13 protein-coding genes are annotated in these 13,518 nt (G+C 56.4%); 5 read left to right on the top strand and 8 right to left on the bottom strand.

Annotation, left to right across the window (positions count from 1 at the left end; translation table 11 throughout):
- Nucleotides 1–41 precede the first annotated feature (41 nt).
- The gene (gene rlmF, locus HMPREF3142_RS07560; protein WP_008805773.1) at nt 42–956 is read left to right on the top strand and encodes a 23S rRNA (adenine(1618)-N(6))-methyltransferase RlmF; all 915 of its coding nucleotides are present in this window, start codon (nt 42–44) and stop codon (nt 954–956) included.
- Here the strand turns inward: rlmF and ybiO are convergent, their stop codons facing one another.
- From ybiO to rhtA, 6 genes are all read right to left on the bottom strand, one after another.
- On the bottom strand, nt 957–3,158 hold the full coding sequence (gene ybiO / locus HMPREF3142_RS07555) for a mechanosensitive channel protein (RefSeq protein WP_070611937.1): 2,202 nt from the start codon (nt 3,156–3,158) through the stop codon (nt 957–959).
- 112 nt (nt 3,159–3,270) lie between these two features.
- Nucleotides 3,271–3,993 carry a glutamine ABC transporter ATP-binding protein GlnQ gene (glnQ, locus tag HMPREF3142_RS07550; protein ID WP_008805775.1) on the bottom strand — a complete coding sequence of 241 codons (723 nt, stop codon included), beginning with the start codon at nt 3,991–3,993 and terminating at the stop codon, nt 3,271–3,273.
- Complete coding sequence (glnP, locus tag HMPREF3142_RS07545; protein WP_002895837.1) at nt 3,990–4,649, bottom strand: glutamine ABC transporter permease GlnP; 660 nt, start codon at nt 4,647–4,649, stop codon at nt 3,990–3,992. The genes glnQ and glnP overlap by 4 nt, the downstream gene beginning before the upstream one ends.
- 125 nt (nt 4,650–4,774) lie before the next feature.
- Complete coding sequence (gene glnH / locus HMPREF3142_RS07540) at nt 4,775–5,521, bottom strand: glutamine ABC transporter substrate-binding protein GlnH (protein ID WP_004886198.1); 747 nt, start codon at nt 5,519–5,521, stop codon at nt 4,775–4,777.
- A gap of 430 nt (nt 5,522–5,951) precedes the next feature.
- Complete coding sequence (gene dps / locus HMPREF3142_RS07535) at nt 5,952–6,455, bottom strand: DNA starvation/stationary phase protection protein Dps (protein ID WP_004886200.1); 504 nt, start codon at nt 6,453–6,455, stop codon at nt 5,952–5,954.
- Between the two features lie 237 nt (nt 6,456–6,692).
- Nucleotides 6,693–7,580: a threonine/homoserine exporter RhtA gene (gene rhtA, locus HMPREF3142_RS07530; RefSeq protein ID WP_008805776.1), complete on the bottom strand. Its 888-nt coding sequence runs from the start codon at nt 7,578–7,580 to the stop codon at nt 6,693–6,695.
- Between the two features lie 351 nt (nt 7,581–7,931).
- Here rhtA and ompX point away from each other — a divergent pair, with 351 nt between their 5' ends.
- Complete coding sequence (gene ompX, locus HMPREF3142_RS07525) at nt 7,932–8,447, top strand: outer membrane protein OmpX (RefSeq protein ID WP_008805777.1); 516 nt, start codon at nt 7,932–7,934, stop codon at nt 8,445–8,447.
- A 90-nt stretch (nt 8,448–8,537) separates the two neighbouring features.
- Here ompX and HMPREF3142_RS07520 read toward each other — a convergent pair whose 3' ends face one another.
- Together HMPREF3142_RS07520 and mntS are read right to left on the bottom strand one after the other, a co-directional pair.
- Nucleotides 8,538–10,118, bottom strand: coding sequence for a phosphoethanolamine transferase (locus tag HMPREF3142_RS07520; protein WP_039102993.1), 1,581 nt, complete (start codon nt 10,116–10,118; stop codon nt 8,538–8,540).
- A 268-nt stretch (nt 10,119–10,386) separates the two neighbouring features.
- On the bottom strand, nt 10,387–10,512 hold the full coding sequence (mntS, locus tag HMPREF3142_RS07515; RefSeq protein WP_012542374.1) for a manganase accumulation protein MntS: 126 nt from the start codon (nt 10,510–10,512) through the stop codon (nt 10,387–10,389).
- A gap of 185 nt (nt 10,513–10,697) precedes the next feature.
- Between mntS and mntR the strand changes: the two genes are divergently transcribed.
- The 3 genes from mntR to HMPREF3142_RS07500 all read left to right on the top strand — a co-directional run bounded on the left by mntR (nt 10,698) and on the right by HMPREF3142_RS07500 (nt 13,428).
- Nucleotides 10,698–11,171, top strand: coding sequence for a manganese-binding transcriptional regulator MntR (gene mntR, locus HMPREF3142_RS07510; protein ID WP_008805779.1), 474 nt, complete (start codon nt 10,698–10,700; stop codon nt 11,169–11,171).
- Nucleotides 11,168–12,280: an anion transporter gene (locus tag HMPREF3142_RS07505; RefSeq protein WP_012542373.1), complete on the top strand. Its 1,113-nt coding sequence runs from the start codon at nt 11,168–11,170 to the stop codon at nt 12,278–12,280. The genes mntR and HMPREF3142_RS07505 overlap by 4 nt, the downstream gene beginning before the upstream one ends.
- 107 nt (nt 12,281–12,387) lie before the next feature.
- The gene (locus HMPREF3142_RS07500) at nt 12,388–13,428 is read left to right on the top strand and encodes an aldo/keto reductase (protein WP_008805781.1); all 1,041 of its coding nucleotides are present in this window, start codon (nt 12,388–12,390) and stop codon (nt 13,426–13,428) included.
- Nucleotides 13,429–13,518 lie beyond the last annotated feature (90 nt).

Here is a 13,518-nt window from a genome sequence, read left to right as displayed (position 1 = left end):
CGTCAACGGGTATCTTACGCGGCTGTTCAAAGGAGATTGTCATGAAAGCCCAGAAACCGGGGTTACACCCGCGTAACCGCCACCATCAACGCTACGACCTGCCTGCGCTCTGCCAGGCGCATCCTGACCTGCAGGGATACATTACGCTCAATCCGCTGGGTGAGCAGACCATTGATTTTGCCAATCCGCAGGCAGTAAAGGCGTTGAATAAAGCGCTGCTGGCGCATTTCTACGCGGTCAAACACTGGGACATTCCTGACGGTTTTCTCTGTCCGCCGGTGCCCGGGCGTGCCGATTATATTCATCATCTGGCGGATCTGCTGGCGCAGGATAGTGGCGAGGTGCCGAAGCAAGCCACGATCCTTGATATTGGTACCGGCGCCAACCTCATCTATCCCCTGATCGGCGTTCACGAGTACGGCTGGCGCTTTACCGGCAGCGAAATCAGCCCGGAAGCCTTCGCCAGCGCGCAGGCGATTGTCAATGGCAACCCCGGATTGACCCGGCAGATCCGTCTGCGTCGGCAAAAAGAGAGCCAGGCCATCTTCCACGGCGTCATCCACAAAAACGAGACCTATGACGCCACGCTGTGTAATCCGCCGTTCCATGACTCCGCAGAGAGCGCCCGGGCGGGCGGTGAGCGCAAGCGCCGCAATCTCGGACTCGGCGCCGACAGCGCGCTTAACTTTGGCGGTCAGCAGCAGGAGCTGTGGTGCGAAGGAGGCGAAGTGGCCTTTATCTCGCAGATGATCCGCGAAAGTCAGGCCTTCGCCCGCCAGGTGAAATGGTTTACCTCGCTGGTGTCGCGCGGCGACAATCTGCCGCCGCTCTACCGCCTGCTGACCGAGGTTGGGGCCGTGAAAGTGGTGAAAAAAGAGATGGCCCAGGGTCAAAAGCAGAGCCGCTTTATCGCCTGGAGCTTTATGGACGACGCCAAACGCCGCCGTCCGTTCTAACTACTCGGCGGCCGGGCTGTCTGAGCCCGGCATCGGCATCGGCAGCTGTTGCCAGGTCTGTACCGGGGCGCGAACCCCGGCGCGATCGAAGTGCTTTTTCACCTGAGTGTCGAGGGCAAAGCGCACCGTCCACTGCTTCAGCGGCAGGGTAGTGAAGCTGACGCGTAGCGTAAAGGCGGTATTGCTCAGCCCCACCAGCCCGGCGAACGACGGTTCGCCAATGATCAGGCCGCGGATCTCCTCCTGGGCCAGCAGATCGTCCACCGCCGCCTTCAGCGCCTGGCTGGCTTTATCCAGATCCTCATGACGGTCGACATCATAGTTGGCGACTACCGAGCCAATGCCGCGCACGAAGTTGGCAAAAGTGGTGATCGAGGACCAGGGAATAATGTGATAGGCGCCGGTATCCTGCCGTACCCCCACGGAGCGAATCGACATTCGTTCCACGGTGCCGGTCAAAGGGCCGATGGTGACCAGGTCGCCGGTATTCATCCCGTTCTCAAACTGGATAAATATGCCGGTGATAATATCTTTAACCAGCGTTTGCGCGCCAAACGAAATCGCCAGCCCTAACGCCCCGGCGCCCGCCAGCAGCGGCGCAATGTTAACCCCAATCTCCGAAAGCAGGATCATCACCGTGATGGTGCTGATCACCACCGCCAGCGCGTTGCGAAACAGGGTCAGCAGCGTCCGGGCCCGCGCGCTGGGCAGCGGGCGGCCATGGATATCCGAGGCCAGCCGGTTTTCGATCAGGCTGGCCAGCACCGTCCAGCCGATGGCAGAGAAGAAGAGGATGAGGGCGATGCGGATCAGCACATCCACCGTTTTTTGCCCGGCATCGTTATGCAGCCATTCGCGGAAGTCAAACAGGCCCCAGGCGCTCAGCAGCAGCATGACGGCGACGCAGACGGTGAGAATGCGCGCGGCCTTCAGCGAGGCGGAGATCCAGCCATTCAGCCGCTTTTGCAGCTCAGGATAATTGCGCTGGGTGGCGGGTGACAGGGTGATGGTTTTGGCTATCCAGCGCGACAGGATGCCGGACACCAGCGCCGCGCCGCCGATAATGGCCAGGCTGCGCAGGGTGGCGCCCATCATGAATTTCAGGCTATTGCCCGGGTCGAACAGGGAGAAGAAAAAGAGCACCACAAAGTAGGCGCAGGCCAGCCAGTGCCAGACCAGCGCGAAGGCGCGGATAAACAGGCTAAAGAAGGAGAGCGAACGGTCGGCCAGATGGATTAGCCCCTGCGTAATCAAGGTCTTGTTATGAAAAATCAGGTACAGCGCCCACAGCGTAATGCACAGCATGATGACGACGTTAGCCAGCGCGCCAACCTGAACATTCACCTGATTGGAGATAATCGGCACCGCGACGATCAGGCCATAGCCAATCAGGCTGCTGAGCGCGCTCAGGCGCAGGCTCCAGTATGACGCGGCTTCGTCGCTGAGGTTAAAAGGCCGGAGCGCCGGGATGCGCGGGCAGAAAATGAGCCGCAGAATGGCTTTAAAAAACTCGATCAACGCGAAGGCGTTGAGGAAAAGACTCTGCTGGAAGGCGATGGTGGGGTTATTACCATTCAGGCGATCGCTTAACAACTGGCCGACAAACAGGGTCAGCGCCAGCAGCAGCAGGTCGATAACAAACGCCCCGGCGATGGTCAGGGGCAGCTGGAGCCAGTTTCCGCGATCGCGGTTTTTATGCCGCCCCCATTCACCCATTTTGCGATACAGCGGCAGCGCCGCAAGACGCACCAGCCACCAGAAGGCAAAGACCAGGCCGGCCAGCAGTAAAAAATGCCAGGCCGCGCTGGTGAAGGTTTGCGAATTAAAAGGTTTATGCGGTGAGCCGGTGATATTGCGCCACAGTTGAGAGAAGCGAGACGAGAGCTGCTCGCCGTATTCCCGGCTGATCTGCGTGACGTTCTCCAGCACCGTGGTCTCTTCTTTCACCGCCGGCGGCGTCAGCGTCGGGGTGCTGTCTGGCGGCGGCGTGGCGGCTGCTTTACGCAGCTGGTCAATGAGCTCCTGACGGGCGCTGTCGTTAGCCAGCACGTCAGCCAGCGCGGCGTAGGCCGCTCTTTTCTGTTCCGCATCGGGTTCGCTGGCGCTGGTTTTATCGGCGTTAGCTGTCGGCACGCCGGGCAGGGCGGCGGCGGAAAGCGGGGCAGTAAACAGTGCAGCGAGCAAAAGCAGGATCCACGGCATGGGCACCTCCGTTGCAACGTAAACGGGTAAGTATAGAAGCCGATGGCGGAAGGGGAGGGAAGAGGAATCTGGAAAAGCGGCTCTCTCCGCGGAGGAAGAGAGCCGTTGCGGGTCAGGCGACGTGCTGCAGGAATTCGCGCAGGCGCGGGCTTGGCGGGTTCTTCACCAGCTCCTGCGGGTTGCCGTCTTCAGCAATGCGTCCTTTGTCGATAAAGATCAATCGCGAAGCCACTTTTTCGGCAAAGCCGATTTCGTGGGTTACGATCACCATCGTCATCCCCTCTTCAGCCAGATCCTGCATCACCTTGAGCACTTCATGGCGCAGTTCCGGGTCGAGCGCGGAGGTCGGTTCATCAAACAGCATCATCTTTGGCTTCACCGCCAGCGCGCGGGCAATGGCCACACGCTGCTGCTGGCCGCCGGAGAGTTCAGACGGATAGTGATGCGCGCGCTCGGCCAGGCCGACTTTCGCCAGCAGATCTTTCGCCTGCTTCTCTGCCGCCTGCTTGCTGGCGCCACGTACCCGCAGCGGGCCAAACATCACGTTTTCCAGCGCCGTCAGGTGCGGGAACAGGTAAAACTGCTGGAACACCATCCCGGCTTCCTGACGAATCAGACGTTCGTCCACCTTCGGATCGTTGACCTTTAAGCCATCGACAATCAGATCGCCGCTGGTGATCTCTTCCAGTTTATTGATGCAGCGCAGCATCGTCGATTTACCGGAGCCGGACGGGCCGATAATGACCACCACTTCACCCTGATTAATTTTCAGGGAGATATCGTGCAGCACCTGGGTCGGGCCAAAGTGCTTGGAGACGTTTTTAAATTCAATCACAGGATTTTCATCCTTCTTTCAAGACGACGCAGAATAAAGCTCAGGACCAGGGTGATAATCAGGTAGATAACAGCAACGGCGCTCCAGATTTCCAGGGCGCGGAAGTTGCCCGCGATGATCTCCTGTCCCTGACGGGTCAGTTCGGCGACGCCGATGACGATGAACAGCGAGGTATCCTTGATGCTGATAATCCACTGGTTGCCCAGCGGCGGCAGCATGCGGCGTAGCGCCAGCGGCAGGATCACGTGGCGAATGGTTTCGCGACGCGACAGGCCCAGCGCCAGGCCCGCTTCGCGGAAGCCTTTATGAATGGAGAGCACCGCGCCGCGGGTAATTTCCGCGATATAGGCGCCCGAGTTAATCATGATGGTCACTACCGCTGCGGAGAAGGGGTCGATGCGCAGGTCGCTAAAGGCCATCGGCAGCGCAAAGTAGATGAACATGACCTGCACCACAATCGGGGTGCCGCGAATGATTTCAATAAACACCAGTGCGATGTGGTTGGCGATCCAGCCGCCGAAGCAGCGGGCGAAACCGGCCACCAGACCGATTATCAGGCCGCCGGCCAGGCCGAGGACGGAAATCCACAGCGTCATTTTGGCGCCTTCCAGCAAAATCGGAATGGCAGGCCAGATGGCACTCCAGTCAAACTGCATAATACGTTCCTGTTACCGTGTCGAGAGCAGAGGAAATCCTCCGCCAAAATACGGTCTCCCGCCGAGTCTGTGCCGGAAGACCGTTGTGATGTCGCCGGAGCTGCGTCTGGCGAAGTGTGTTCTTATTATTTTGGTTCAGTGCCGAACCATTTTTTATAAATTTCGTTGTAGGTACCATTCTCGCGCAGCGTTTTCAGCGCACCGTTCACTTTCTCACGCAGCTCGTCGCTGCCTTTCGGGAAAGCGATACCGTAGTTTTGCGCTTCCAGTGATTCGCCTACCGCTTTGAACTTGCCGTTGCCTGCGGTTTTGATGAAGTACAGAATATTTGGCGTATCGTGCAGCACGGCATCAGCGCGGCCGGTACCCAGTTCCATATAGGCGTTATCGATGTTCGGGAACTGACGCAGATCTTTGGTTTTGATATTGGCTTTCGCGTAATCAACGGAGCCGGTACCGCTCTTCACCGCGACCACTTTACCGTTCAGATCTTTCACATCTTTGATGTCGTTATTATTGGCGTTGACCATCACCAGCAGGCCGCTTTTGTAGTAGCCGTCGGAGAAGTCGATCGCTTTTTTACGTTCGTCGGTGATGGTGATCCCGGCCAGCGCCAGATCGATATTTTTAGTTTGCAGCGCCGGGATAATGCCGCTGAAGTCCATTGGCTTCAGGGTGTAGTCGAGCTTCAGCTCTTTGGCGATAGCCGCCCACAGGTCAACGTCAAACCCGACATATTTATCGCCTTGCTTAAATTCGAACGGGACGAACGCCGTATCGGTGGCGACAACCAGGGTCTTATTGGCGGCATGGGAAGAAACCGCAAAAGCCAGGGTCAGTGCAGCCAGTGAAACTTTAAATACAGACTTCATAGCATTTCCTTTTATATCCACGGGACGATCCCCTGCGAGAACGACTAGCCTAATGAAAAAATCGTGCCACTTTTACAAGCTGTTGTTTTTCAACAAACGAAGCGCGAGCGGTTGCACAATTTCGATCATGACAGGCACTCACTGCACCAGGATGGGGCGTCACTTTGGTGCGTTATAGAGTTGCTGAATAACGAGCACATTTTTAGCGCAAACCCTGATGGGAAAACAATCTCAACGTAACGATTGTGTGAGGTGATTATTACAATTGTTTTACTTTTGCGCGCATTTTCATCAATTTGGCGCCCTAAAACAGTGCATGGCCAGCAGGGGGACGAAAAGCATAGAAGGGGAAACTGATAGAACGGAAAACAGAAAGGTGGGCGGGAAAAGTAAAGGCGCCGCCGACCGCGCTGCGGCCGGCGGCAAAGCCTTACTCGATATTCGCTTCAATGAACCACAGGAATTTATCCAGATCGCGGGAGGCCGCGGTGAAAATATCCGCAGTATCCTCGTCTTTAGCTTCACCGATCGCCTTGCGCACATCGTTAGCGACGACGGCATAGCGGTCAGCCAGCGCTTTCAGGTGATCCTGAACGTGATGGATATCGAGCGGGTAGCTCTGCAGCGGCGTTTTGCTGTTAATGACCTGAGTGGTGCCCAGTGCGACGCCGCCCAGCTGCACGGCGCGCTCCGCCATGGTGTCCAGGTGCTCGGTTAGCGCGGTACGGAAGCCATCCAGCATTTCGTGCACGGCGATAAAGTTCGCACCGCGCATATTCCAGTGTGCCTGCTTGGTGATAAGTGACAGGTCAATGAACTGGATCACCTGGCGATTCAACAGCTCAATGGTCGCTTTCTTTTCGCTGTCAGCGACATCGTTGCGGGTATAGACCAGATTAGATGCTTTTGATTTAACCAGTTTTGCGGTACTCATCGTTTCATATCCTCTTGATATTGATGCTCGTCACACTTCAAATCTGAATGATGTGGAGCGTTGTCCCAGGTAACTTCGGGACTAAGTATAGCAAGGGTTTCAAAGAGTGAGGCATCGGCAGGCCATATCACTTCGATAGCGCAAAGTGGTTGGTTATTTTGAAAGTCGCTAAATATCATAGGGTTATATTTAGCTGAACGGCCCGGATTTCTCACGGGCCGGCGGCGTAACAGAATGTTAATTGATATCGACTTGCTCGATTTTACTTTGTCGCTGCATGGTCAGCGTGGCGCCCATCGAGGCGATAATGATCGCGCCCAGCGCCAGGGTCTGGGAGAGCTTCAACGTTTCGCCGAGGAAGACCATACCGGAAAGGGCGGCTAATGCTGGTTCAAGGCTCATCAGCGTGCCGAAGGTGCGCGTCGGCAGGCGCGTCAAGGCCATCATTTCGAGAGAGTAGGGCAGCGCGGTTGAGAGAATAGCAATCCCCAGCCCCATCGGCAGCAGCGACCATTGCCACAGCGTATCCGTAGCCTGCGCCATGCCTAACGGAACAAACACCAGCGAGGCGATGAGCGACCCCATCGCCACCGTGGCTGGCCCATGCTCTTCACCGGCGCGCTGCCCGGTCAGAATATAGACCGCCCAGCAGGCGCCGGCGCCCAGGGCAAAGAGCGCGCCGGTTAAATCGACCTGCGCCACGTTCTGCCCCAGCGGCAGGAGATACCACAGTCCGAGGATCGCCAGCGCCACCCAGACAAAATCCAGCGGTCGGCGCGAACCAAACAGCGCCACCGCCAGCGGGCCGGTAAACTCCAGGGCTACCGCCACGCCGAGCGGAATACGCTGCAGGGATAAATAAAAGAGATAGTTCATCGCGCCGAGCGCCAGGCCGTACAGTAGCAGCGGCACGCGCTGCGCCGGGGAGAAACGTAACCGCCATGGCTTGAACACGACCACCAAAATCAGCGTCCCGAGCGCCAGGCGCAGGGCGGTGACCCCCGGGGCGCCGACCAACGGGAACAGCGATTTGGCGAGCGATGCGCCGCTCTGAATCGAGGTCATGGCGATTAAAATCACCAGAATCGGCAACCATGCCGCCGCTTTTCGGGATGGACCGGGCATCCTTTCTCCTGTCAGGTTTTGTCAAAAGTCGTAAAAGTGCCAGTGTACTGGAATAACCTGCTGACGGTTGAGCTAATGTTGAAAAAAACAGAGGCAAAAACAGTAGAATGGCGCACGTTGCTGAGAAATTCGCCAGGTGATTAAGATTAATCTGGATGCTTGCGAATTTCTTAATGAGCGTTAAGATGTACGTTAACGCCAAAAATTGTTGTTTTCCATATTGTTATAGAAATATGGAAACTTTTGGTTACATGAAAAAGTATGTTAGACAATGTAAACTCCAAAGAGTTTCCCAAAAGTTTTTGATATATTTAAGGCTTAGGACTTATTAGAAACACATTTGAGGTGGTTATGAATAAAATTGCACGTCTTTCAGCACTGGCCGTTGTTCTGGCTGCATCCGTAGGTACCACTGCATTTGCTGCAACTTCTACCGTAACCGGCGGTTACGCGCAGAGCGACATGCAGGGTAAAGCGAACAAAGCTGGCGGTTTCAACCTGAAATACCGTTACGAGCAAGATAACAACCCGCTGGGCGTTATCGGTTCCTTCACCTACACCGAAAAGGATAACACCAGCAACGGTACTTACAACAAAGGTCAGTACTACGGCATCACCGCAGGTCCGGCTTACCGTCTGAACGACTGGGCAAGCATCTACGGTGTAGTGGGTGTTGGTTACGGTAAATTCCAGAACAACAACTTCCCGAACCAGAAATCCGATATGAGCGACTACGGTTTCTCCTACGGTGCTGGTCTGCAGTTCAACCCGATCGAAAACGTTGCTCTGGACTTCTCCTACGAGCAGTCTCGTATTCGTAACGTTGACGTCGGTACCTGGATTGCTGGCGTGGGTTACCGCTTCTAATCACTCCGGTGATATAAAAAATCCGCCTTTCGGGGCGGATTTTTTTTGCCTGTTGCCGGCCAGCCTGAGCGACTGGCCGGGCCTGCACGATTAATTGACGGTGAACTCATCGGTACCGAGGTGAGCGTAGTCCACCTTCTGCAGCTGGAAGTTGGTGATGTACACCGGACCGGCCTTTTGCTCAGAGATAAAACGATAGCGCGGGACGATTTCCGCCGCCTTGATCCCGGTCCACTGGGAGAAGAAACTGAGGAAATCATTCGCTGAGCGCTGCGCTTTAATCACTTTATGCGCTTTGTCATCGCTGGACAGCACCATAAACGGCACCTGGAAGTTCTGCTGGAACTTATCGTCATGCGCCAGATACTGCACCTCTTTTCCCCGCTCCTTGAACGCCAGACCATGATCGGAAAAGTAGGTCAGTGAAAAGGTATCGCCGGAGTTTTGCAACTGACTGTATAGCTTAGCCAGCAGCGAATCGGTCTGCATCATGCTGTAGAGATAACAGGAGGTCTCTTTCGACTGGACGAAAACCGTGTACTTGCCTTTGGTCCGATCGCAGGCCTGCGGGTGAGAGCCCATCAGATGCAGGACAATCAGCTGCGGCTGGGTGCGCTGCGTAGAGAGTACCTGCTCGGTCAGCTTTAATAACTGCTCGTCCTGAGTATTTTTATTGGCCTCGAAATCGCCGTTTTTCAGGAACTGGACTTCATCCGCACGTTTGGCGATGCTGGCGATAGCGGTGTCGTACTCGCCAATCTGCCCCTGGTTGGAGAACCACCAGGTCTGGAAACCCGCGCGGTTGGCGAGGGTGACAAAGTTATCCTGAAACTGCGGTTTGCCGTCGACCACCCGGTTAAGCGTCAGGCCGAGCGATTTCTGCGTCGAGCCGCTGGCGGCGACATAGTTGTTAAACAGATAACCGTTTACTGAGCTGGCAAACGGCGTGTTATCCCAGTGGCCGCCGAAGGCGCCGAGGGCGTCGCGACGGGCGCTCTCGCCAATCACCACCACATAGAGATGGTACTTTGGCTTCACCGCCAGCACGTGCCAGCTGTCTTTCATGCCGGCCAGCTGCGCCATTCGCGCCTGCTCGTCCAGCACCTCGTTATTATTCACCACCACGTCTTTCACAAAACGAAAGGCCGGATAACCGGTGTCAATCACCTTGAACACGCCGCCCCAGGCGAGGTTTTGCACCGGCTGCAGAAAGAAGATCCCGACGCTGAACAGCAGGCCCAGGGTCTCCATTTTTCCCCAGCGGGAGGGCTCAACGATCCTGCGGCGGACCGCAATGATCCCCAGTGCGAAAATGAAGACCGCCAGCAGATAGTTGTACCACGGGAAGATGGTCAGAATTTCCGTAGATTCTTCCACGTTGGTCGCGTGCAGCGCCAGCAAGGTGTTGAAATTGGGGGCGCCGTAAGCCTGGCCAAAGGGGTAATACAGGGCCGCCAGCAGCGAATAGGCGCCGACTACCCCTTTCTGGACGCGCGGAAAAGCGCGCCACAGAAGATGTAACACGCAGGTAAATGCCACGGTATAGAGCAGGCTAAATTCATAGCCCAGCGCCAGGTTAATCAACAGCGATTGTAAAAAGTAGAATCCTGTCCATGGGTTCAGTGCCAGTCGGCGGGCGACCAGCGTATCTTTCAGGGTGGTGACATTCATAGTAAACAATCAAAAAGAGGCCATGCGCATCCCCTGGCGACAAGGGGTAAAACCTGCTGGACAGTGCGTGAAGAGGGTCTCTGCGAGCCGCGAATGTGGCAGGGCTGTGCAAAGATAGGGCTTGTAAATGGTAAGGTCAACTAGGCATAACAGATTGTTTTGCGAGGGCGCTTACAAAACTTGAAAAAAGGTCAGGGAAACGGGGGAAACCGGTCATTTTGCCGGCAGAAGATGACAGAAAAATGAAGCGGCGTACCGCGACGCCGCCTTAGGAATGGGGTTTGCCCTGCTGTGGTTTACCGTTGATCATCTCGCACAGCATACCGATCAGCATTAATCGTACTTTAAAGGGTGAATGGCTAAACACGTTTAAGCACCTCTTGAATTCGTTCATCTGCTCTCCTCCTGCCTGTTCACGCCGTCAATCCATGATGGCTGTTTGCATTACATACAGATATAGCACAGGCTATATTTTATAGCTATGGCTAAAACGTTAATTTTTTGTGCTCTTGGCGCAATCCATTACAATGTGGATCTTTTTATATGATGCTTGACGCGTCACACGAATGAGGAAGCACAATGAACCGTCGCGCAGGTAAGCCAATAACAAAAAAAGTGACGCAGTTAGTAAATGTTGAAGAGCACGTTGAGGGGTTCCGTCAGGTGCGGGAAGCGCATCGCCGCGAACTGATCGATGACTATGTGGAGCTGATCTCCGATCTGATCAACGAAGTGGGGGAGGCGCGCCAGGTGGATATGGCGGCGCGTCTTGGCGTTTCGCAGCCCACGGTCGCCAAAATGCTCAAACGCCTGGCCAGCGTGGGTCTGATCGAACAGATCCCCTGGCGCGGGATCTTCTTAACCCCGGAAGGGGAAAAGCTGGCCCAGGAAAGTCGCGAACGCCACCAGATTGTGGAAAACTTTCTGCTGGCCATTGGCGTCAGTCCGGAAATCGCCCGCCGCGATGCGGAGGGAATGGAGCATCACGTGAGTGAAGAGACGCTGGCCATGTTCCTGAAATTTACCCAGAAACAGGGATCACAGGAAGCATGACTCTTCCCTTTGTTCAGTCGCTGCTGCGCGACCGTTTTTTACACCTGCTGCTGATTATCGCCTGCGTGCTCAGCGCCATCGTGCCGTTTGTCCCGGCAAGCTGGCCGGCGGCCATTGACTGGCATACCATCATCACGCTCAGCGGCCTGATGCTGTTGACCAAGGGCATTGAACTGAGCGGCTACTTTGACGTGCTGGGGCGGAAAATGGCCCGCCGCTTCGTGACTGAGCGCCAGCTGGCCATCTTTATGGTGCTGGCGGCAGCGCTCCTGTCCACCTTCCTGACCAACGATGTGGCCCTGTTTATTGTGGTGCCGCTGACGCTGACGCTGAAAAAGTGGTGTGCGATCCCGGTTAACCGTCTGATTATCTTCGAAGCGCTGGCGGTTAATGCCGGGTCGCTGCTGACGCCGATCGGCAACCCGCAGAACATTTTGCTGTGGGGACGGTCCGGCCTCTCTTTCGTCGGGTTTATCGGCGAGATGTTACCCCTGGCGGCGGCAATGATGTTGACCCTGCTGGTGCTGTGCTGGTTCTGTTTCCCGGCGAACCGGCTCAGCTACCAGAGTAGCGATAAGGCGCCATCGTGGCAGCCTAAGCTGGTCTGGAGCTGTCTGGGATTGTATCTGGTGTTCCTGACGGCGCTGGAGATGAATCAGGCGCTGTGGGGGCTGGCGCTGGTGTTGCTGGGCTTCCTGATTCTGGCCCGGGCGGTGATCGTCCATGTGGACTGGTCGCTGCTGCTGGTGTTTATGGTGATGTTTATCGACGTCCACCTGCTGACCCAGCTTCCGGCGCTGCATCATGTGCTGAGCGGCGTCGGGACGCTTTCCGGCGGCGGACTGTGGCTGACCGCCATCGGCCTGTCGCAGGTGATCAGTAATGTGCCCTCGACCATTCTGCTGCTCAACTATGTCCCGCCGTCGATACTGCTTGCCTGGGCGGTTAACGTGGGCGGCTTTGGTCTGCTGCCAGGATCGCTGGCCAATATCATCGCCCTGCGCATGGCCAGCGATCGGCGGATCTGGTGGCGCTTCCATCTTTACTCCATTCCTATGCTGCTATGGGCGGCCATCAGCGGCTATTGGCTCTTTAAACTCTGCGCCTGATTTCTGCAGAATTGGGCAAGAAACTGACAGAAACACCCCATTCGCACGCCTCGACACAGCGGTATAACTATACCGCTGACGTTAACCATCCTGTTGAGGAGAGTGCTATGCGATATCAAAAACTGGGCAATACCGGTCTGTTTGTCTCTGAGCTGTGCCTGGGCACCATGACCTTCGGCGGCGAAGAAGGGATGTGGGGCAAAATCGGCCAGCTGCGCCAGGCTGAAGCCGAACAGCTGGTCGGCAGCGCGCTGGACGCCGGGATCAACTTTATCGATACCGCCAACGTCTACTCGGAAGGGCGCTCTGAAGAGATTACCGGTCAGGCGCTGAAAAACCTGAAAATCCCGCGTGAAAACGTGGTGGTGGCGACCAAAGTGTTTGGCGAAACCGGCACCGCCGGCGTGAACTCGCGCGGCAGCTCACGGTACCACATCATGGGCAGCGTGAAGGAGAGCCTGCGCCGCCTGCAGCTCGATCATATCGATCTCTATCAATTGCATGGCTTCGATCCGGCGACGCCGATCGAAGAGACGCTATCGGCCCTGGATACCCTGGTACAGCAGGGGCATGTGCGCTACATCGGTGTTTCAAACTGGGCGGCCTGGCAAATCGCCAAAGCGCTGGGCATCGCGGAACGCCTTGGACTCTCGCGCTTTGCTTCTCTGCAGGCCTACTACACGATTGCCGGGCGTGACCTGGAACGTGAGCTGGTGCCGATGCTGCAAAGCGAAGGACTCGGCCTGATGGTCTGGAGTCCGCTGGCGGGCGGCCTGCTGAGCGGGAAATACCGCCGCGACGGCGAGGCGGAAGCGGGTGGTCGTCGCCTGGCGTTCGACTTTCCGCCCGTGGATAAAGCGCGCGCATTTGATTGCATCGACGTCATGCGGGTGATAGCTGAAGCAAAAGGGGTATCGGTGGCGCAGATTGCCCTGGCGTGGCTGCTGCATCAGCCGGCGGTGACCAGCGTCATTATTGGCGCCAAACGGGCCGAGCAGTTGCAGGATAACATCGCTGCGACCGCTATCCGCCTGAGCGATGATGAGTTGCGCCAGCTTGACGCGGTCAGCGCCCTGCCGCGCGAATATCCGGGCTGGATGCTGGAGCGCCAGGGGGAATATCGTCGTCATCAGCTTGACGCGCAGTAACGCCGTTTTTTCCGTGCCTATAAAGATCGCCGCTTGCGGCGATCTTTTTTGTTTGCCTGGCTCACAGAAAACGATCCGACTTTTGCTTCG

Origin of the sequence: Klebsiella sp. HMSC16C06 (assembly GCF_001808325.1) — a bacterium.
Taxonomy (GTDB): domain Bacteria; phylum Pseudomonadota; class Gammaproteobacteria; order Enterobacterales; family Enterobacteriaceae; genus Klebsiella; species Klebsiella variicola.
The sequence above is the reverse complement of the archived record's forward strand: the minus strand, read 5'-3'. Positions and strand labels throughout refer to the sequence as shown.

Bases quoted from the DNA above. Each gene is read 5' to 3' on its own strand.
- rlmF (WP_008805773.1), top strand. From the start codon at position 42: ATGAAAGCCCAGAAACCGGGGTTACACCCGCGTAACCGCCACCATCAA.
- ybiO (WP_070611937.1), bottom strand. From the start codon at position 3,158: ATGCCGTGGATCCTGCTTTTGCTCGCTGCACTGTTTACTGCCCCGCTT.
- glnP (WP_002895837.1), bottom strand. From the start codon at position 4,649: ATGCAGTTTGACTGGAGTGCCATCTGGCCTGCCATTCCGATTTTGCTG.
- glnH (WP_004886198.1), bottom strand. From the start codon at position 5,521: ATGAAGTCTGTATTTAAAGTTTCACTGGCTGCACTGACCCTGGCTTTT.
- dps (WP_004886200.1), bottom strand. From the start codon at position 6,455: ATGAGTACCGCAAAACTGGTTAAATCAAAAGCATCTAATCTGGTCTAT.
- rhtA (WP_008805776.1), bottom strand. From the start codon at position 7,580: ATGCCCGGTCCATCCCGAAAAGCGGCGGCATGGTTGCCGATTCTGGTG.
- ompX (WP_008805777.1), top strand. From the start codon at position 7,932: ATGAATAAAATTGCACGTCTTTCAGCACTGGCCGTTGTTCTGGCTGCA.
- HMPREF3142_RS07520 (WP_039102993.1), bottom strand. From the start codon at position 10,118: ATGAATGTCACCACCCTGAAAGATACGCTGGTCGCCCGCCGACTGGCA.
- mntS (WP_012542374.1), bottom strand. From the start codon at position 10,512: ATGAACGAATTCAAGAGGTGCTTAAACGTGTTTAGCCATTCACCCTTT.
- mntR (WP_008805779.1), top strand. From the start codon at position 10,698: ATGAACCGTCGCGCAGGTAAGCCAATAACAAAAAAAGTGACGCAGTTA.
- HMPREF3142_RS07505 (WP_012542373.1), top strand. From the start codon at position 11,168: ATGACTCTTCCCTTTGTTCAGTCGCTGCTGCGCGACCGTTTTTTACAC.
- HMPREF3142_RS07500 (WP_008805781.1), top strand. From the start codon at position 12,388: ATGCGATATCAAAAACTGGGCAATACCGGTCTGTTTGTCTCTGAGCTG.